Raw genomic sequence first — 19,180 nt, forward strand, 5'->3', positions numbered from 1 at the left:
CCGCTAGACCACAATACATATCGGGACAGGGGACCTGTCCCCACGTCCCACATAAACGGGGCAAAGGATCTGTCCCCCATGCCTATATTCCTCTGCTCCCTCATATAGTAGACTAAGCAACTGAAAAAGGGGTGAACCATATGAAAAAAGTAATTTCACTGTCTTATTTATTCGGGGTTGTGTTTCTTTTGGCAAGTGCACTTTATTTTTTCGCTTCTAACTGGCAGGTGTTTTCCCGGCTTGAGAAAGTGGCTTTGGCAGGGTCGTTGATAGTATTGTTCTATGGGGCGGCTTTTCTGTTGGACCGTGTTTTAAAGGGGGCCCACTTCCTTTCAAATTGGCTGCTGGTCTGCGGGGTGATTTCCTTTGGCTTGTCCGTCGCTTTACTCGGGCAACTGTACAATTCACATGCGGACAGTTACTTGTTGTTTCTGGTTTGGTCTATCCCGGCCTTCCTGTTCAGTTTGTACACAAGGTACAGCGGTTTTTACGCATTAACCCATATCCTCATCCATTTGACGATTTACTTTTATCTGTTCCCTTCGTCTCCATTCGGGCACTGGACACTCGCCCATACATGGATCGCGTTCGTAGTCGCGATCGTGAACACTCTCTTATTTTTAATTACAAAAAAAGGCTACATCGATTCTAAGCCGCTTCTTTATCTGAGCCTGATTTCAGCCAACCTCCTTTTCATGGTCACTGCATTCGATAACGCGTATTCCCTTTTCTTCAGCCTGTTTTATCTAGTCATCCTGGGCGCTGGGGTGTACAGGTACTTTCATAAAGAAACATCCATCTTCATCATTCTTTCGATGTTTGGAACAGGATTTATCATCATCAAAATGTTCGAGTTGATGGCGCGGTATGTGTCGAGCCTTTTCTTTGTCGGTCTCCTGTTTGCCGCCGTTCTGTTATTAGCGGGAAGTGTGTTCCTTGTGAACTATTTACGAAAGCATTCCTCTTCCCGTCATTGGACGAAGACGATCTTCGTGGCAAGTGTCACAACCATCGCCTCTGTTTTCATCGTGGCATCTGTTTTCGGACTGCTTTCTTTACTCATGGTCGATGTCTCAATGGTCACTCTATTTGTCTTTGCGACGGTATTTCTTGTCACACCAAGCACGTTAACCAGCTGGCCGTCCCCTGTAAAATATTCACTCATGATGACCGGCCTCATCATCGGGATGATAGCAAGTGCCTTTGATGACTTTTCATTTGTGATGTTCTTCGTTCTGGCATTTGTGTTTTATGTTGAGAAACGGTCCGCTGCGAGGTTTGTATTCTATGTTCTTTTTCAACTCAATTTGGGTATTTTCCTTGGGGAAACACTGGAATTAGGCGCCCATCCCCTCCTTGTCGTCATGATGCTCTTGAATATTGGTGTGTACCTGGCTACTTATAAAAAACATGTCCTCCAATATGGAGCATTTCTCATTGGATTCCTTGCCTTTTTCTCTTTAACGGCCATCGATCTTTCCCTCACGCTTCATACGACCTATAACACGCTGTTTTTTCTGATCATAACGGGCTGCGTCTATTACTTCAAAAAGCAGGACCGCAGCTTCTATTGGGTTTCATCCCTTGTATTCTGGTTCATGCTCATCGTCCAGCTGTATTATGATCTGGCCTGGAAGCTCGTCCATAAATCCCTGCTCTTAGCCGTGTTGGGTATCCTCTTCTTACTGTTGGCTGTTTACTTGGATAAGAAAGTTGGCTCCGTTCAAGAATCACACTCACTTCTTGCCGGAAAAAGACTCGGAATCCTTCTTATCATATGCCTTCAAGCCGGGTGGATCGGGTATCAGGTTTATTCGAACGAAGCCCTTTTACAAAACGGGGAAACGATTATGCTAGAGCTTCAACCCGTCGATCCGAGATCACTCCTCCAGGGTGACTATGTGGAATTGAACTACACGATTTCTCAGCTTGAAGACATCTCCATTGATGATAGCGGGCCCATCACGATTGTGTTACGCAAAAATGAACAAGGACTCCACGAATATGCAGGAGTTTATCGCTTTAGTGGAAAATGGAATGTTCCTTATGAAAAGAAACCCGGTGATGTCCTCCTCAACGGAAAGGTTTCAAGCTCATGGGACAACAACGCCCAGATAACATACGGAATTGAGCATTTCTTCATCCCGGAAGGAACCGGGCTGGATGTGGAAGGGAACGTGAAGGAAGCCGTGGTGAAGGTGAGTGATAAAGGGGATGGGATTTTAGTGCGGTTGCGGGACTAGACCGGAAGCCACGGGGACAGGTCCCTTGTCCCATTCAAATTGAAAAGAGGGTGACTGATAAGTGAACTTGCTGCTTATTAGTCACTCCTTTTTCTGTGCTCTTTCTAAAAATTTAGTATCTTGTGCTACGTCAATCATTTTTTTAATTTCTTTACATTCAGCCTTCTCTATTTTTCCAAAACAAAAAAGCCCTCTCATTCATGAGAAGAGCTAATTCCATTAATCACATCAAGAATCGTTCTAAACCCTATCAACTTTATCCCGATACGCATAGGGTTACGGGGACGGCGGGACAAGGTGCCTGTCCCCGTGTCCCGCCATCACCCAAACGGCGTATCCGACAGTTTAATAGATTCCGTCGGACAATCTTCATACGCCTCTTCCACATCTTCCATGAACTCTTCCGGGATTGGCGTTGTCCCTTTGTTATCATCCAATAGGACGAATGCCAGTCCTTCTTCGTCGTAGTCGTATACGTCAGGGGAGGATACTCCGCATGATCCGCAGGCAATACAGGTTTCCTGGTCTATGATCGTGTATTTACCCATTTTCAATCTCCTTTACGCTTTGATGGTTTCTTTCTTGTCCGTTTGCCCCATCACGCTTGTACTATGTAATGGCTGCACGCGTGCACTTGGATCGACATATTGCTTCGCATGGCTTACTGCTACTGGTGCCTCTCCGAACCCGGTGGCGATCAGTTTGATCTTCCCTTGATAGGTGGCGATATCGCCGACGGCAAAGATCCCTTTAATATTCGTTTCCATTTTATAATCAACGACAATTGAGTTCTTCTCGATTTGAAGCTCCCAGTCTTTTATGGGACCGAGGGAAGAAATGAATCCGTAATTGACCAGGACATCATCCACATCAACGATTTCAGTCCGCTCCTCTTTCGCGTGGTGCAGGACGACGTGACGAATCGTGGAGCCCTCTGTATTCAATTCAGCTACGTTGAAGGGGGTCATGATCCGGACATTCGAATTCATCAGCTGCTGGACACTGTGTTCATGGGCCCTGAACTTATCCCGTCTATGAACGAGTGTCACCTCGCTTGCAACCGGCTCGAGCATGTTCGCCCAATCGACTGCAGAGTCCCCGCCTCCGCATACCATTACTTTTCGGTCCTTAAAGCGGCTTAAGTCGTTCACGAAGTAATGAAGATTTTCATATTCCTCGTTCAGCTTTTCGATTCCTAACGGCCGGGGTTTGAATGCGCCGGCGCCCGCTGTGACGATGATGGTCTTGGTCTGGTGGACTTCCCCATCATTCGTCGTTAATAAGAAAGACCCATCAGGAAGCCTTTCCACTTTTTCCACGGTCTGCCCCAGGCTTACAGATGGATTGAATTGATAAGCCTGTTCCTTTAAGCCGTCAACTAAATCCTGCGCAAGGACTTTAGGGAACCCCGCTACATCATAAATATATTTTTCCGGGTACAGAGCCGACAGCTGGCCACCTAATTGAGGCATACTTTCAATGATCTTCACGCTCATCTGCCGCATACCTGCATAAAAGGCCGTAAATAACCCCGTCGGTCCTCCCCCGATGATTGTGACATCAAAAACTGGACTTTCTTCCATACACTCGAACCCCTTTTCTTCAACGTTGTTTGACTTATAACTTCTTCAACAAAAGAAGCAAGTCCGTCTCTACCGCTGCATTACCTGGCAGGGAACTGACTCCCACTGCACATCTGGCATGCTTCCCATTCTCACCGAACAATTCAACCAGCAGATCGGACGAACCGTTGATCACCTTCGGAACATCTGGAAAACCTGCTTCACAACTTACATATCCCGTGACTTTCACGACACGTTCGATAAGGCTGAAGCATCCTAATACATCCTTCACGATCGCGAGCTGATTAAGTGTGGTCAACCGCGCTGCCTCGTATCCTTCCTCTATCGATACATCCACTCCAACCCGTCCTTTGTAGGGGAGATCACCATTCCACTTACAGGTCACCCCGCTGACGAATAAGAATGGATCGGCCCGGACAGAACCCAGATAATGCCCGGATGGTTTGGGCTTTTCCGGCAGGATCAGCCCCATCTCTTCAAGCCTGTCTTCAACCTTTAGCAATTGTTTCTCCACATCGATCTTCCTTCCTGGCGATTGCCATTAAATCAAGAAGCAGCAGATTATGATGTTTGCAATAGCGTTTCTCTTCTATTTTTGAATTTACTTGGTTGATGGGAATAAAACACATTGAGGTTTGCCTGTTTATTGCAAAAAGAACATTTCACACCCTCCGGAGCCTTGCGGATATGAGGGACATCCAATATCTCAATTGCCTTCGTCACATGTTTTTTACACGTCCACATTTGCTACACCTCTTTCTTTTAATGTGTTTGTTCTTATTTATTTACTACTTGTTTTTGGATTTTATCGGGCTTTCTTTTCTTCACTACCTTAGTGGTTTCTTCATCCCAGGAAATCGTGACATCCCCATCCGTGACAAATGTTTGGCATCCTAAGCGATACCCTTTTTCAAGCCATTCTTCGCCGAGCTTTCTCCGTTCCTGGACCTTCACGTTGTCCAGGTTCTCAGCCCCCTCCTCGATCTTGCAAAGGCAGCTGCCGCAAATCCCCCCTCCACATTTGTTTGGAAGATCGCCATCATATCGTAAAGACATTCGTAATATATTCGAGTTTTCAGGTACATCCAGAACTTTTCCACTAGTAGAATAATTGATTTTAGGCATCGAGTATTCCTCCCTTGATCCTTCTTGGTATACAATATACCACAAACGAAATATTCTGACAATATATTTTTAGTCATTTCTTAACTTTCTGAATTTTAATTTGAATAACGAATGCTCTACTGCTATACTTTTTGGTATACAAAATTCCATCAATACGAAACGGAGGATTCCAACATGTTAAAAGTAGGATTAATAGGTTACGGCGCGATCGGGAAAGATGTTGTCTCATATATAAAAGAAGATAAGGTAGAGGGGGCAGAGGTACACGCGATTCTAGTAAGGAACTCTGACCAATATGATGAATTAAAGACTGAGAGTTTCATGGTGATGGACAGCGAAGAAACCTTCTTCTCTTCCGGACTGGACGTGATCATCGAATGTGCGGGGCATGATGCCGTCTATCAGTATGCGGTGAAGTCTTTGTCATCGGGCAGTCACTTTATAACGGTATCCGTAGGAGCGTTCTCTGATGTGGAGCTATATGAGGACGTCATAGAAGCAGCGAGGAAATATGGCCGTAAATTGATTCTTCCTTCCGCTGCCATAGGTGGCCTGGACCGGATCGCCGCTTCCTCCATCCATGAGCTGGATGAGGTGAAGCTCATTACCCGGAAGCCCCCTGCCGCATGGAGGGGAACGGTCGCTGAGGAAAAAGTAGATTTAGATACCATCAGTGAAGAGTTTACCATCTATGAAGGCACTGCCCGTGAATCTGCTAAACTCTTTCCGCAAAGCACGAATGTTTCAGCTGCCCTCAGCATTGCCGGGCTGGGGTTTGATCAAACGAAAGTACAGGTCCTGGTAGACCCGGGTGTGAATCATAATACGCATCAGATCGTAGCAAAAGGATATTTCGGAGAGGTGGAAATGACCATCCAGAATACCCCGTCGGCAGATAACCCTAAATCCGGTTACATTGTCGCCATGAGTATTTGCAAAGCATTGAATAATCTTACCTCCCCTGTTGTGATTGGGATTTGAATCCACTACAGAAAAAGACTGTGTCTCATCATCCAGACACAGTCCCTTTTTATTTTTTCTTCACTTTTTCTTTTTGCTTTTCAATGAAATGGATATAGGCTTTTTTGGAATTTTCGATGTGGATCTTCGTTAAGAACTCGGCCATATCCGCTTCTTTATCCCTTACCGCTTTCATGATCTGGATATGTTCCTTTAATGATTCCTTCCTGCGCCCAGGGGTTTCATATCCCATACTGGCAGACATCTGAATATAATCGGTCAACCCGGAAAGGATCTGGAAAAGCTTCGGGCTTTTGGCGGCTTTATAGAGGAGGAGATTCATCTCGATATGTTCCGTATCGATTCCTTCTCCCTCCCCTTTTTCCAGGGCTTCCAGCTTTTCGATCTTCTCATTGAATTCTTGTTGTATGTCATCATCCATTTTCTGTGCGGCAAGCTTTGCAGCCAATACCTCGAGTGAAGACAGGATCGTAAACACTTCGATGACTTCCTCTTCAGAAATATTGGAAACAATGACGCCCTTTCTAGGGACGGTCTTGACGAAGCCTTGAGATTCAAGCCGGAACAGTGCTTCACGAATCGGGGTCCGGCTGATATTCAGTTTACTGGCCACTTCCCTTTCGATCAGGCGGTCTCCAGGCTTGTATTCCCCGCCCAGAATCAGATCTTTTAAATAAATATATGCACGCTCACGGATTGAAAGTAATTCCTCTTCTTCCCACTTCATTTCATTATCCCCTTCTCCGATATAAAATCTCTTATCTACCTATTTTATCAAAGACTCTGTCATTTTTATATTATTAAGACATTTTTAGCGTAGAATAGGTGAAATGCAAAAACGATCAAGCAGAACTTGATCGCCCTTTCATTAATTCGATAAAAAGATCCCTCCATAAAATAGTGCACATACGATCACGAGTGCCGGATGGATTTTCAGCTTTTTCATGACTAGAAACCCTGCAGCAGTCAGGATCACAAGATGCAATACTCCGCTTTTTTCAAAGGCAGACAGGAAGAATTGATACGCCAATACCCCGAGTAAAATGGCGATGACGGGCTGTACGGACAGTGTCATCAGCTTGACCTGTGGGGAATCCTTGAAAAGGTTCACGAATTTGAACAGGATGATGACGGCGATGGCTGATGGAAGAATGGTTGCTGCAAGGGCAATCACCATCCCCAACACGCCTCCCATTTCATAGCCGATGAACCCTGCCATCTTCGTCGCGATCGGCCCGGGCAGGACGTTTGCAATCGCGAACAGATCCCCGAACTCGCCCAGTGTCATCCATTCATATCGGTTGACCACTTCATTTTGAATGAGCGGGATCGTTGAAGGCCCGCCGCCATACCCAAGGAGATTCGATATGAAAAATGCCCAGAAAATATCCCAATAAATCATACGCTTTTTTCCTTTCTTGGCTCATACATGTCCTCGGACACATCTTTCATCCGGTTCTTATATCCAGCCACGATGAATGCTCCCAATAGACAAGCCCCGATCATGATTCCCGGATGCAGATTCAGGAACTGGATCAGTACAAGGGAAGCGCCGCCCAGTCCAAATGCGATCGGCAGTCCGAGACCTTTACGTGCCTTATCTGCGAACTTGTACGCCATTTCAAGGAGCATGATCCCGATGATCGGCGTCACCCCCTGCACCATCCCCCCTACAATCGGGGACGTCCGGTACTTGTAAAGGAGCCCGAGCATGAACAGCATCCCGAACAATGAAGGAAGGATATGGGCCAGGATCGCTACTGCCGCTCCCAGGTTACCATTCACTTTGTATCCGATATACGCAGCCATCTTCGTAGCGATCGGACCCGGCAGCGTGTTGGCAAGTGCCAGGGTCTGGCCGAATTCGTCTTCTGTCATCCATTCGTATTTCTTCACTGCTTCATATTCGATCAATGGTATGGTGGAGGGCCCTCCCCCATATCCGGTCACTCCCGTTCTGGCAAAACCAACCGTAAGGTCCAAATAAGATTTCATGCTACTCCTTCTTTCATTATTTTATCGTCAGGACCTCGGCTGCAATGAATTACTTCTTAATATCTGCATCTGTTACAACGTCATGATCCTTTAAGTAGGACTGCAATGCTTTCAGGGCAGCCGTTCCGACAGCCGTATCCTGTTCACCGTTACCGCCGCTGACCCCGATGCCGCCGATGACTTCATCATCCACTACGATCGGAAATCCTCCGACGAATACCGCGAACTTCCCCGGGAGCATCTGCTGGATACCAAATGCTTCATTTCCAGGCAAGACAGGCCCGTTCGGTTCCTTGTTAAATAAATGAGTGGAACGCTTATGCCCAGCTGCCGTAAACGCTTTGGCAATGGCGATGTCGGGACCGGTGATCCGGGCACCGTTCATACGTTCAAGAGCAATCACATGCCCTCCGTCATCTACCACCGCGATGGTTTCAAGCACATTGATTTCTTCTGATTTTCTTTTTGCCTCTTCTATGATCACTTTCGCTTCTTCGAGTTGGAGTCTTAGTACAGTTTTCATATCGTCGTTACCCCCAGAAAAATTTTAGTATCCTATATATACAGTCTTGATTTGAGTGAAGAAATCGAGTCCCGCTCTCCCTGATTCACGGAAGGTGGACGTACTGGATTTCTTAATTCCGCCAAATGGAGCGTTCATCAGATTACCGGTCGTTGTTCGATTCACTTTCACAGTGCCGGCTTTAATATCCTTCGTGAACTGTTGGGCCGTTTTTAAGTTAGTGGTCACAATCGAAGCGGACAGACCGTATTCCACGTCGTTCGCCACTTTGATCGCTTCTTCATAATCAGAAACCTCGATCACCGCGATGACAGGACCGAAGATTTCTTCCTTGGCAATCCTCATGGATGGATCGACGTCTGTAAAGATGGCAGGACTTACATAATAGCCTTTTCCGTATTCACCTTCCGTTACGTGTTCTCCTCCATACAGTAAGGAGGCACCCTCTTTTTTACCGATTTGAATGTACTTTAATACATTCGTTAATTGCTTCTCACTCGCCAACGGACAAACCGTGACCCCTTCTTCAAAGCCGTTACCGATCTTGAGGTTCTTTGTTTTTTCCACGAGAGCACTAAGGAATTTCTCTTTGACCTCTTTCATGACGATGACACGGCTGGTACCCGTACAGGCCTGGCCGCTCAGATTGTAGCCGCCGTTCACGGTCAATTTGGCGGCAAGCTCGATATCGGCATCCTCCATCACGATCAACGGATTCTTCCCGCCAAGCTCCATCTGTGTTCTCGTATCGAAGGAAACATTGCGGTGAATGCGTTCCCCGGCGCCAGTAGAACCTGTAAACGTCACAGCCTTCACCGCCGGATGGTCGACCAGGCTGTCACCGATCTCACGGGAGTTCCCCGTCACAAAATTCAGCACCCCATCGGGAAGTCCTGCGTGGACCAAAGCTTCCACTAATCTATAAGCAACCAATGGTGTTTCAGAGGATGGCTTGAATACCACCGTATTTCCAGTGATCAAAGCAGGAGCAATTTTACGGGCTGGTATCGATAATGGAAAGTTCCATGGAGTGATGACAGTGATGACACCCAGTGGCTCAAGCTTTGATGATACATCCATGTTGGGATCATCCTGTGGATAGGTCTCTCCGCTGTGACTTTGACCTTCCACCGCATAATATTTCAGGGTATCGGCAGATCTCAGCACTTCCCCGCGGGCAGCCCCGATCGGCTTCCCTTCCTCCAGTGTTAATTCCTTTGCAAATTGATCCACATGGTCGATCAAGTATTGAGCTGCCTTGTTAAGGATCGCTGCCCTCTTGGAAGGCGCCGTTTCAGACCAGGAAGGAAAAGCGGCATCAGCAGATTCAATGGCTCTTTTGACGTCCTCTTGTGTGGATGCCTGGAAGACACCGATCACTTCTTCCTTGTTGGCTGGATTATGGCTGACAAACGTTTTTTCACTGGAGGAATCCTCCCATTGACCGTTGATGTAGTTTTTGTATAATTCGGCTTTTGCTACTAGCACTCGAAACATCCTTTCCTATTCATTTCTCGGATATGATGAACAAATGGCAGTTCCCATACGAGGAAACTGCCACTTATTAATTTTTTAAATGTTCTAAGTATCTTAAGCCTCTACAAGAGTACCTAAATCTTTTTCAAGATACTCTTTCCATAATCCGTCCATGTACATGCGGCGCATTTTCGCTCCTACACGCACAATCTCCAGACATTCCTGCTGAAGCTCCGGTGTATCGGCATGCTCAAGCACGATTTTGTATCCGCGCTCTCCATGGATTTCATCCGATACGATGTGCAGGTCGAAGAATTCGATTTCTTCATCTGTGAATCCGTATTTTTCACGAAGGACAGGCGTTTGTTTACGATAAATATCAGGTACCTGAGATTCCAACCCTACTACTAATGCTGCCGTAGCCACTACAAAGTTTTCACGTGCCGCCACTGAGTAGCACCAGCTTTGCAGTCCAAGAGTCGTCGCAGCCATATTCTTCGGATCTCTTACTCTATCACCTGTCGTTCCACATGCTTCAGCAAAACGGATCAACAGGTCGGTATGGCGATCTGCGGCGATTTCTTCTTCGTACATATTTTGAAGGGTGAAATCTTTCGCGTCTTCGAATTTAGGATGATCCGGCGTATTGTGATAGATATAAGAAAGATAGTTCGCGAATGGCCCAACATAGTGGTAATGGTTTTCAGCCCATTTCGCAAAGTGCTTTCTCTCGAGCTTTCCTTCTGCCCAAGCAGTTGTAAAAGGAGCCTTTTGACTATGATTTCCCTTGATTGCCTCTTCCAGCTCTTTACGGAATTCATCTTTAGATAATAGTTTTGTCATGATCATTCTCCTCCTAAAAGTATGCTGCAGGTGATCTGCACATTGTATTGGGTATTTTGTATACCAAATAGCGTTGAAAAAACAACCATATCTTCCTTTTCGACTGAAGTGACACCATCTAAAGAGATACAGTTCGTGAAAACAACTACTTAGCTTGTTCATTTGGTATACCACTGACTTTATACTACCCTATGGATCTTACTTTGTAAATATACTTTTCTGATTTTTTTAAAAATTATAATTTTAGTGTCGGACTACATAAACAATATGGCCGCAAGTGTGGCCACCACGAGCCCCGTCATGACGGGAATGAAGTTCTTCCTGGCGAGTTCCAGCACGGAAACTCCGCAAAAACCTGCCACTGCCACAAGGGATGACCATGCGATCAGTGTCCCACCGCCTGTCCAAACAGATCCCATCTGACCGATCGCGGCCAGCGTACCAGGATCAATCCCAGCCGAACCTGACATGGCACCTGATAATGCCCCCACTAAAGGAAGGCCTGAGAAACCTGAACCATCCAATCCAGTGATAATACCAACTAAAAGGATACCAAAGGCACTAAAGAAAGCGTTTTCAGGAATAGATGCTTGTGCAGACTGAACGAGATCAAATAGAAAGGCTGGCTTGGCCGCCTCTTCCCCAAGGGATAGAATCGAACCGGTAAAATCCGAGCTCCCCAGGAAAAAGAATCCGGCAATCGGGATAACCGGCCCCATGGCACGAAACGCGAACACAAAACCGTCTGTAATGTGATCCCCGATTTTATCAAGGGCATGGATCCGGCCGAAAGCGACGGACGCCAAAATCAGCAGTACCGCTGCGACTCCACCGATAAAGGCAGCACCGTCCCCACCTGCGAATCTCCCCGACTCAGCATCACTGAACTTGGTAGAAAACATAAATATCATGACGGCGAGCATGGACAATGGAACGAGAACTGCAAACACTTTTCCCCATATCTCTTTTCTGCCTCTGTATACCTCAAGCTCAGACGCCGCGGATACTTCAGCTTCCACAACACTTTTGTCAGCAGTCATGGCATTCAATAGGTTGACCGCATTCTCTGCTTCTTCGCTATTCGGCTTTGCGATCGACTTATACATCATCGCATAAGCGACCCCGACAGCTGTCACCCCGGTAATGATTGATAAGATCATCGCTTTATCGGCAACTTGTACCGTTTCCATCCCTCCAGAAGTAGCCGTCAGCATCGGCGCGATCTGCATGATATAGTCAGACGATAACGCCATCCCCTGCCCAGCAATCGCCACGATCATCGCGGCCCCCATCGCAGGCAGCCCGGCACGCATGGCAGCAGGAACAAGTAGGGCACAAATGAGCGGAACAGCCGGTGTCGGCCAGAAGAATAAGGATATGACATACGTCACAACCATTAATACGAAAAAAGCGACATGACCGTTGACCATGACCTTCTGTATGGGCACGATCATCCGTTGATCGGCTCCGATATCTTTCAATGAGTTTAATAGAGCGACCATCAGGGTAATAATTAAAAAGATACTGAATAATTCTCTGGCTGCAACCAGATTGGCGTTAAAGACCGCCATGAAACCGCCGACGAGGGATCCTTTATACAACCAGGCAACCAAAAAGGTCCCGACGATCGTCGGCAGTACAACCCCTTTGCGAAACAACATCGTAACAATGACAAGTGCAGTAACCAATGCATACAACCAATGAGCAGCAGATAAATCCAAAGCATTCACCCTTCCCACTTTTTTGTAGCGATTTAATTCAGCATTTCGACTTCGATTTTCAATAATTCTCTTAATGCTTGTGCGATATTCTCTGTTGCTTCTGTCACAATTTGTTCCCCTATCTCTCTCGTTGCCTTTGTTGCGTCCCCGATACATCCATTTTTCGTCATTTCTTCATAATGATAAAATCCTTGAATCGCTTTTCCCGGTCTTAATTGTTTATATCTCCCCCCTTCACAGAAATCTCCCGGCGTCAATTTCTCCGGTCTAATCAAGTAAGGTGCTAAGTAAAGTGCTTCTGATACTTCACGTTCACAGCTGTGGCCGAAAATGGGAGAGTCAATGAAATGCCCGATGGACTCTTTGGCTGATGCCGTGGTCTTGGCATAATAGATCTCTACCTTTTCCTCCTCTGACAACACCGTGCTTGCCACACTTAAAGTCGATTGATTTCCCCCATGCGCATTTAGGAATAGAAATTTCTTGATCCCATGATGCTTTAAAGATCGAACCATATCCCTTAAGATCGCAATCAATGTATCCGGCTTCAAGGAGATGGTCCCCGGGAAGTTCATGTGATGGGGAGACACACCCATATTGACCGTCGGCGTAACGATCAGGTGCGGATGCATCCGCTCGGCGATTTTTTTCGCCATCTCGGTTGCAAGGACCGCATCACAGCTTTCGATCATGTGAGGACCGTGCTGTTCATGGGCCCCGATCGGTATGACCGCCATCTTAACGGTTTTTAATGCATCCTCTACCTCTTCCCAGGTCATATTTGTCAGTACGTACGAATTCATATTGTACACCCCTTACGCTTTTACGGTATTTTGTATACCGTTTAAAACTACAAAAAAAATTAACCCTTTGCCTCTGCTGCATCCCTTCTCTTCTTGACGTCCACACCTTCCTGCGTCAGTTCGATATCCGCTTTAATATTCAGCTGACACGTAAGGCGATAGTTTTCATTCACGAGTTCCCCAAGCATCTTATCCTCTTTCCAATTGGGTGGATCTAGGTTTTCACCACCGCTCAACACTTTACACGTACACTTTGTACACTTCCCCATCCCGCATCCATATTTCAGTTTCGGGAACTGCTTAATTCCTGCCAGTACAACCAAATTAGCGCCATCCTTCACATCCTGTTCAACGATTCCACCTTCGACATACAGCTTGACATTTGGCATACCAAACACTCCTTTACTGTGACATTTATCACAATTTTTAGAATTTTCTTAAGTATACATATGAATCTATAAAAATGTAAACCCTTTCGTAAGGTTTTCTTACAAAAACCCCGATTGGAAATGACTGTAATTTTTGAAGTTGAAAGAGCATGAGTTGAAAAAAATAAAAATTCTGAAAACAATATTGATTTCATCCGACTCTTCCTTTACACTGGAGACAAGAAGGTTTGGTATACAAAATACAAAGTGTGCCGGACCCATCATGAAGGAGTGGGTTTATTTATGGAAAAGTATATTGTACTGACCAACAAGGATACCTTTCAGACGGTACTAGAAAATGACGGATTCCAGCCTGTAGAAACGTATCATTTTTATTTCTTCGACAAGTTGAAATCCACCTACACCATTGCCAGGGTCCTGGATGATGACGCGAAGATTCAATTGTATGAGAAGTATGAGGGAAAAGAGTATATCAATCATATCCGGGTGAAGTTCTTTGAATCCTTTGAGACGATCGAAGGTGCTCGCGAAGAGTTATATGAAATTGTGAAGGCGAATGGAAACAGCGAAGACTCGAAGCATTCGAAGCTTGTTAAGTCTGATGAATTAGCTGTTTAGTAAAACGGTTTTTACCTCAATCTATTTTATACAGGCTTACTCTATCCTTTGGAATCTGGAGGGTTAGGTAAGTCTGCTTTTTTGTGGGATTAATAGTTGATTCTCTCTACGGATAAAGTGGTAGTGTGTGAAACATAGACCGTTCTTTTTGCAAAGTTTGTGGTTATCTTAAGAAAGAAAGCAGTAGTTGCTTTCCGCTCCAGGATGCTCGCTTTCCGCGGGGGCGTGAGTTGAGCCTCCTCGGGCTTTGCCCTGTGGGGTCTCAACTTTCCCGCTATTCCCGCAGGAGTCGAGCATCCTTCCGCTACAATCAACTTTCTAAGCATGTTTCTTTTAATACATATAAATAAAATCAAAAGCTATTAGCAAACAAACTCTTTGGAGGTTAGTAGAATAAACATCCTATTGAAAAAACTATCCTTTAATTAGTTCGTTTTTTTACACCTTTAGCTCTGTCACTAAAAAACGTTTAAAGTTGGGGATGGGAACTGCGTAGACTCCGGCGGATTTTGGTCGTACCCCCCTTCCATCAACTCTATTTCTCTACTTTTTATAAAAAACCCAACGCAAAACACCTCCGATTCTAGTACTTGAAAACATACTATAATCGAAGGTGTTTTATTTAGCCTCATACGAGGATTTGCAATATCATGAGGTAGATCACGGTCAATGCCAGGAACGAAATCGTAAATGTGAAGTTCCAATTCGATACTTTGAATGAGCTTGTCTTTACTATGGTCGACATTAGACCGATGGTTGCGTTATAGGGTCCCATAAGAAACGCGGATACTGCCCCTGCGAGCATGGAAACCGTCAGGATATAAGGTGAAACATCCAGGCTGTGGGGGTCCAGGGTTCCTGCCAGTAAGGCGAGTGCCACCGCTGGATGAAGTCCGATAAACGCCAGGGTCAACGGAATCAGAGGGATTAATAGGACAAAGATTTCGATCCCGATTGTATCCTTGAAAGCGGTGATCCATTCATTCACCAGATGGTCCGTATGGGAGAATTCAATCGCCGATATGAAGAAACCTGCAGACAGAAAGATAAAAAACTGATCTTTCATTTTCAGTAAATGGTGCTGATAGTGATCCACCAGACCCTTTTTAAAACCACCTGCTTCTCCCAGTAATAGGCACCAGATGAAAGTAAATGGAATGACGAGCAACGATACGACGATTAAGAACGATAGGGACAACCAATGCTCCAGGAATGAAATCACGATATTGAAGGCAAGGATCGCCAGCAGAATATGTGACAGCTTTCCTGCCCCAGGCCTGCCCTCCATCCCCTCGATAGCTGCAGCTGTTTCATTAGCAGCTGGGCTTGTACGATAGGAAGGACGATTTCTCCTTTTTCTGAATCCACCTGTATACCAATCAAGCAGCAGCCCCATCACACTAAGTGGAAGGACATAAGGGAGCAACCCGCCCCACTTCACCCCTGTCATATCAATCACAATCCCGACAATCGGGGTGACGGGGGCCCACATCAACGGCATGGAGAACCCGTGAGTGATGGCCCTGCTCATGAACCTCTCCCTATCTTCGAGCGAGAAAGCATCCGCGGCCGGCCTGACAGAGAAATAGGTCATAGGCAGCGTGGCCAGATTCATGAAGATACTAAAGAAATAAGAAATCCCGGACGTCAGACTGTACAAACTTGTTGAAGACTTTACCCTTCTGGATATAAAGCCTTGAATATTTTCAGAATAGTTTCCGAGCTTGATAGGAAGTGCCAACAAAGGGACTAAAGCAAACAACGTCAGAAGATTGAGCATCGGGCCGAATGAAAACAGAATATCTTTTAAACTGGCGTCACCCTTCAACAACATAATGAATCCCAATACAAGAAACGTTCCCCCTATCACCTTTACAAACTTGTTTACTCTGAATAAAGTAATGATGACAATCAGGAAGCAAATCACAGAGATGATGGGAGCAATATCGATCCCACTGAAAAGTTCGTTGATCAAATAAAATAGGATAGCTGCAACGGATAAAAGTTTGATCATCTAATCACCAATTCTTTTTTTCTGATTATTCTTTATATTAAACCTCTTGAGAATGAAAATCAATTATATGGTATACATTATTTCAGGAAAGAGGCCGTTTTTTGATTTTGATTGTTGTTGCCAACTCGGATACGCGAACCGATCCCTTGCTGATAATTGCGGTTTTATAGGGATTTGAAGCGTTTTTCAAAAAAAGGGCCACTAATTATGGTATACCATAATTACTTTTATAACTGTTTTTTAGGTTAATAACATTAAAAATAAGGTATTTGGTATACAATAATTGTTGACTTACACATATCAGCCTCTTATAATAAAGACATAACAAATAATATAAAATCTCCGGGAGGGGTCCATATGTTCCAACTATTATTTGGATCAAAACACGCTTTAGAAAAAGCAAACCGTAAATTTGCCAGACTAAAACGTACATTAAAGTTTTAATGATATAACATTCTGTCCTATATAATTCTCATTTGGGGGGGGGCAGTTCAGTCTCCATCAAAAAAGGTGGTCCAATCATAGGACCACCTTTTTTGGGAACATGAGGGCATACATGAAACGGGGCACGGCGCCTGTCCCCCGCCCCACCATCTGTTAATATAATAGAATTATTCGTGGAGGTGAGGAGATGGATTATTCCGTTATTGGAAAGAAGACAAGAGAGTTTTGATATAACGCTATGGCACTTGGGTATATATCTCCCTTCTTCAGCCAGTTCCCCCTGCGTCACCCCCACCACTTTCCTCCCACGATGACAAGATTCGTTGTCATGATGCTATATGGGTTGCTATTTTCTATACTGTTTTACTGGGATTTCTTTATAAAATGTTGATAAATCAACGAAAACTCCTGCGATTTACAGTGCTAAAATGTCTGCTAAATCCTAAGACATTTGCAATGTTTCTCCACATAAACTGAACTACTTAGATTAGTCCTCTCGTCTTTTTAATTTTTGAGACAGGGTGCCTGCCCTTTCTTCCTGACTCCACAATAAATAGAAAAGGGAATACTAGCGAAAATGATTCTTTCGTCCGATCTACTCTTTCTTGTTGAAAGAGTATATACAATGATATGATTGACTTTAAACGCTAATATATTACATTTATATAAATATATGGGTATTTCCGAAAGATAGCCGCTATAAATATAATGGAGATTTTTTTTAATCACAAGAGGTGAACAGGCTATGGCAAATGTAGATAAGAAAGAAAACAAAACATTTTTCCAACGACTAAGTTTCGGATTTACTATTTTTTGTGTCGTATAAGGGTAAAGGGACGGAGGGACAGGTCCCTTGTTCTGGAATCTAGATAGAGATGAGGGGATTAGTCTCCTCGTCTTTTTCAATTTTGGGACGGGTTGCCTGTTCCCACATCCCTGCCGAATAATCTTTAGGAGGAAGTCTGATGAGAACGTATAAGTTCCGACCACCAATGATGAACCGATCAACAAAAACTTTCGCTATTAATGATAACTCAGGCAAAAAAGTTGGAGAAATCGAGAGATATTTCAATTTTATAGGACAAAATGTACTTAGTACATTTATCAATATGTCAAATGTGAAGGTCAGAAGCGTGTTGGGGGAAACTTCCCTGGACTTTAAAGAAAAAAGTCTTTTTAAAAATTTGTTATTTAATAAATGGGACGTGAACTATAAGAAGGATGGGAAACTTCATCACTTTGAACTTAGAGATAAAACTAAAATTAAGACAAACCAATTATTTTTATATACATTTCTGGGTAGAAATATGCATGTGAAATCAAAGGTAATGGATCGTACAACTCGTTTTTACAAAGAGCAAAGCGGACACTTGAAAATTGTAGCTGAAGTATCTTATGATACCTTAATACCTCCCTATACTTACACCCTTAATCTACACGACGATTCCATCCATTATTGTGAAATTGCCGGAGTCTATTACTTAATGCATATCAACAGCAGCGACTAGTTTAAGAAATGTTTGGACAAAAGTTGTTTCAGCTGGTAAACAGGGAGTTACTACGTCAGCGTGAGAGAATCGGGACGGAGTGCTTGTTCCCACATCCCTATTAAACATCTGTTTAACGGTCCCAAAAAGATAATTAAGCCGTTTTGAGAACTTAATCAAACGTTTGTTTAGTGGGGACACAGGGACAGGTCCCTCGTCCCAAAAACCAAATAAAAAACGAGGGGAATAAATCCCCTCGTCTCTATCACTTCCGGCGGGACACGGTGCCTGTCCCCACGTCCCATTTAGTTGCTAGCCGGATCTGTATCGTCATGGTAAGTTGAGTTACCTGTCTTGGCGTCGAATGTCCAGTCTACTTTCAGTGTGTCGCCTTGGAATTGGTTTTGGTCCTCGCCGTTATCGACAAACTCGAATAGTACAAAGATTTTTTCTTCTTGTCCCACAGGGATCCCATCCGGTACAGGCAGGGCTCCGTCATCGCTGCTTCCAACAAAGGATCCGATTGCTGTTACATCAGGGGTTTCCCCTTGTAATTCAGCCAATGTCGTTTCGACCGCTACGTTGGTGGCACTGCTTGTATTGTACATGATCGTTACTTTGATATGTTCTGCCATGTCCCCTGTGTTATCACCTTTTACATCCTCCACTTGATACTTGGTATCTAATAGGACTTGATAAATATCAAGTGTCCCATTGTTTTTCAGAGTGAACTCCCGGTAAATTTCGTCGCCTGGCTTGATATTATCGATGTTGACAACGGTGCTCGGGTTCATCGCCAGATCCAATGTACCTGCCGCAAAGGTGTTCTGTGTGGCCTCTGCATCGCTGAAGTATGAAAACGTCCCTCCCCCAATCAATGATAAACCTAACGCTGCACTCATGATCCCTTTACTTACATTCTTAGTAAAACTCAT

Annotated in this window: 19 protein-coding genes; 4 read left to right on the plus strand and 15 right to left on the minus strand. The window is 44.7% G+C overall.

All coding sequences use genetic code 11. The annotated features are described in order from the left end of the window. Window positions 1-140: 140 nt before the first annotated feature. Window positions 141-2,243 carry a GDYXXLXY domain-containing protein gene (locus TV75_RS16450; protein ID WP_044339895.1) on the plus strand — a complete coding sequence of 701 codons (2,103 nt, stop codon included), beginning with the start codon at window positions 141-143 and terminating at the stop codon, window positions 2,241-2,243. 320 nt (window positions 2,244-2,563) lie between these two features. On the opposite strand, the gene TV75_RS16455 is transcribed toward TV75_RS16450, so the two are convergent. The 4 genes from TV75_RS16455 to TV75_RS16475 all read right to left on the minus strand — a co-directional run bounded on the left by TV75_RS16455 (window position 2,564) and on the right by TV75_RS16475 (window position 4,951). Beyond that, entirely contained in the window at window positions 2,564-2,791 is a 228-nt protein-coding gene (locus TV75_RS16455; protein ID WP_044339896.1) for a ferredoxin, read from the minus strand. Window positions 2,792-2,803: 12 nt separating this feature from the next. Then, entirely contained in the window at window positions 2,804-3,826 is a 1,023-nt protein-coding gene (locus tag TV75_RS16460) for an NAD(P)/FAD-dependent oxidoreductase (RefSeq protein ID WP_044339897.1), read from the minus strand. Between the two features lie 34 nt (window positions 3,827-3,860). Next, window positions 3,861-4,340 carry a RidA family protein gene (locus tag TV75_RS16465; protein ID WP_253275557.1) on the minus strand — a complete coding sequence of 160 codons (480 nt, stop codon included), beginning with the start codon at window positions 4,338-4,340 and terminating at the stop codon, window positions 3,861-3,863. A 263-nt stretch (window positions 4,341-4,603) separates the two neighbouring features. Beyond that, window positions 4,604-4,951 carry a 2Fe-2S iron-sulfur cluster-binding protein gene (locus TV75_RS16475; RefSeq protein WP_044339899.1) on the minus strand — a complete coding sequence of 116 codons (348 nt, stop codon included), beginning with the start codon at window positions 4,949-4,951 and terminating at the stop codon, window positions 4,604-4,606. A gap of 174 nt (window positions 4,952-5,125) precedes the next feature. Here TV75_RS16475 and TV75_RS16480 point away from each other — a divergent pair, with 174 nt between their 5' ends. Continuing rightward, the gene (locus TV75_RS16480; RefSeq protein WP_044339900.1) at window positions 5,126-5,932 is read left to right on the plus strand and encodes an aspartate dehydrogenase; all 807 of its coding nucleotides are present in this window, start codon (window positions 5,126-5,128) and stop codon (window positions 5,930-5,932) included. 49 nt (window positions 5,933-5,981) lie between these two features. Here the strand turns inward: TV75_RS16480 and TV75_RS16485 are convergent, their stop codons facing one another. From TV75_RS16485 to TV75_RS16525, 9 genes are all read right to left on the minus strand, one after another. Further along, window positions 5,982-6,659, minus strand: coding sequence for a GntR family transcriptional regulator (locus TV75_RS16485; protein ID WP_044339901.1), 678 nt, complete (start codon window positions 6,657-6,659; stop codon window positions 5,982-5,984). A gap of 141 nt (window positions 6,660-6,800) precedes the next feature. After that, complete coding sequence (locus TV75_RS16490; protein ID WP_044339902.1) at window positions 6,801-7,334, minus strand: chromate transporter; 534 nt, start codon at window positions 7,332-7,334, stop codon at window positions 6,801-6,803. Beyond that, window positions 7,331-7,927, minus strand: coding sequence for a chromate transporter (locus TV75_RS16495; RefSeq protein WP_044339903.1), 597 nt, complete (start codon window positions 7,925-7,927; stop codon window positions 7,331-7,333). The genes TV75_RS16490 and TV75_RS16495 overlap by 4 nt, the downstream gene beginning before the upstream one ends. Before the next feature lie 49 nt (window positions 7,928-7,976). Continuing rightward, window positions 7,977-8,450, minus strand: coding sequence for a GlcG/HbpS family heme-binding protein (locus tag TV75_RS16500; RefSeq protein ID WP_044339904.1), 474 nt, complete (start codon window positions 8,448-8,450; stop codon window positions 7,977-7,979). Window positions 8,451-8,474: 24 nt separating this feature from the next. Next, the gene (locus TV75_RS16505) at window positions 8,475-9,938 is read right to left on the minus strand and encodes an aldehyde dehydrogenase family protein (protein ID WP_437176719.1); all 1,464 of its coding nucleotides are present in this window, start codon (window positions 9,936-9,938) and stop codon (window positions 8,475-8,477) included. A 102-nt stretch (window positions 9,939-10,040) separates the two neighbouring features. After that, a complete protein-coding gene (locus tag TV75_RS16510; RefSeq protein ID WP_044339906.1) occupies window positions 10,041-10,769 on the minus strand; it encodes a TenA family transcriptional regulator in 729 nt (242 codons plus the stop codon). 254 nt (window positions 10,770-11,023) lie between these two features. Then, complete coding sequence (locus tag TV75_RS16515; RefSeq protein WP_044339907.1) at window positions 11,024-12,490, minus strand: hypothetical protein; 1,467 nt, start codon at window positions 12,488-12,490, stop codon at window positions 11,024-11,026. A 32-nt stretch (window positions 12,491-12,522) separates the two neighbouring features. Further along, on the minus strand, window positions 12,523-13,293 hold the full coding sequence (locus tag TV75_RS16520; RefSeq protein WP_044339908.1) for a creatininase family protein: 771 nt from the start codon (window positions 13,291-13,293) through the stop codon (window positions 12,523-12,525). A gap of 59 nt (window positions 13,294-13,352) precedes the next feature. Continuing rightward, a complete protein-coding gene (locus tag TV75_RS16525; protein WP_044339909.1) occupies window positions 13,353-13,682 on the minus strand; it encodes a 2Fe-2S iron-sulfur cluster-binding protein in 330 nt (109 codons plus the stop codon). A 282-nt stretch (window positions 13,683-13,964) separates the two neighbouring features. Between TV75_RS16525 and TV75_RS16530 the strand changes: the two genes are divergently transcribed. Beyond that, window positions 13,965-14,300 carry a hypothetical protein gene (locus tag TV75_RS16530; protein ID WP_044339910.1) on the plus strand — a complete coding sequence of 112 codons (336 nt, stop codon included), beginning with the start codon at window positions 13,965-13,967 and terminating at the stop codon, window positions 14,298-14,300. Between the two features lie 628 nt (window positions 14,301-14,928). Here the strand turns inward: TV75_RS16530 and TV75_RS16535 are convergent. Continuing rightward, window positions 14,929-16,314, minus strand: coding sequence for a hypothetical protein (locus TV75_RS16535; RefSeq protein WP_044339911.1), 1,386 nt, complete (start codon window positions 16,312-16,314; stop codon window positions 14,929-14,931). Window positions 16,315-17,723: 1,409 nt separating this feature from the next. Here TV75_RS16535 and TV75_RS16545 point away from each other — a divergent pair. Continuing rightward, window positions 17,724-18,266 (plus strand): tubby C-terminal domain-like protein, encoded by a 543-nt coding sequence (locus tag TV75_RS16545; protein WP_044339913.1) that lies wholly within the window; start codon window positions 17,724-17,726, stop codon window positions 18,264-18,266. 284 nt (window positions 18,267-18,550) lie between these two features. Here the strand turns inward: TV75_RS16545 and TV75_RS16550 are convergent, their stop codons facing one another. Beyond that, complete coding sequence (locus TV75_RS16550) at window positions 18,551-19,180, minus strand: TasA family protein (RefSeq protein ID WP_044339914.1); 630 nt, start codon at window positions 19,178-19,180, stop codon at window positions 18,551-18,553.

The sequence above is a fragment of the Rossellomorea aquimaris genome (assembly GCF_000935355.1).
GTDB classification, from domain to species: Bacteria; Bacillota; Bacilli; order Bacillales; family Bacillaceae_B; genus Rossellomorea; species Rossellomorea aquimaris_B.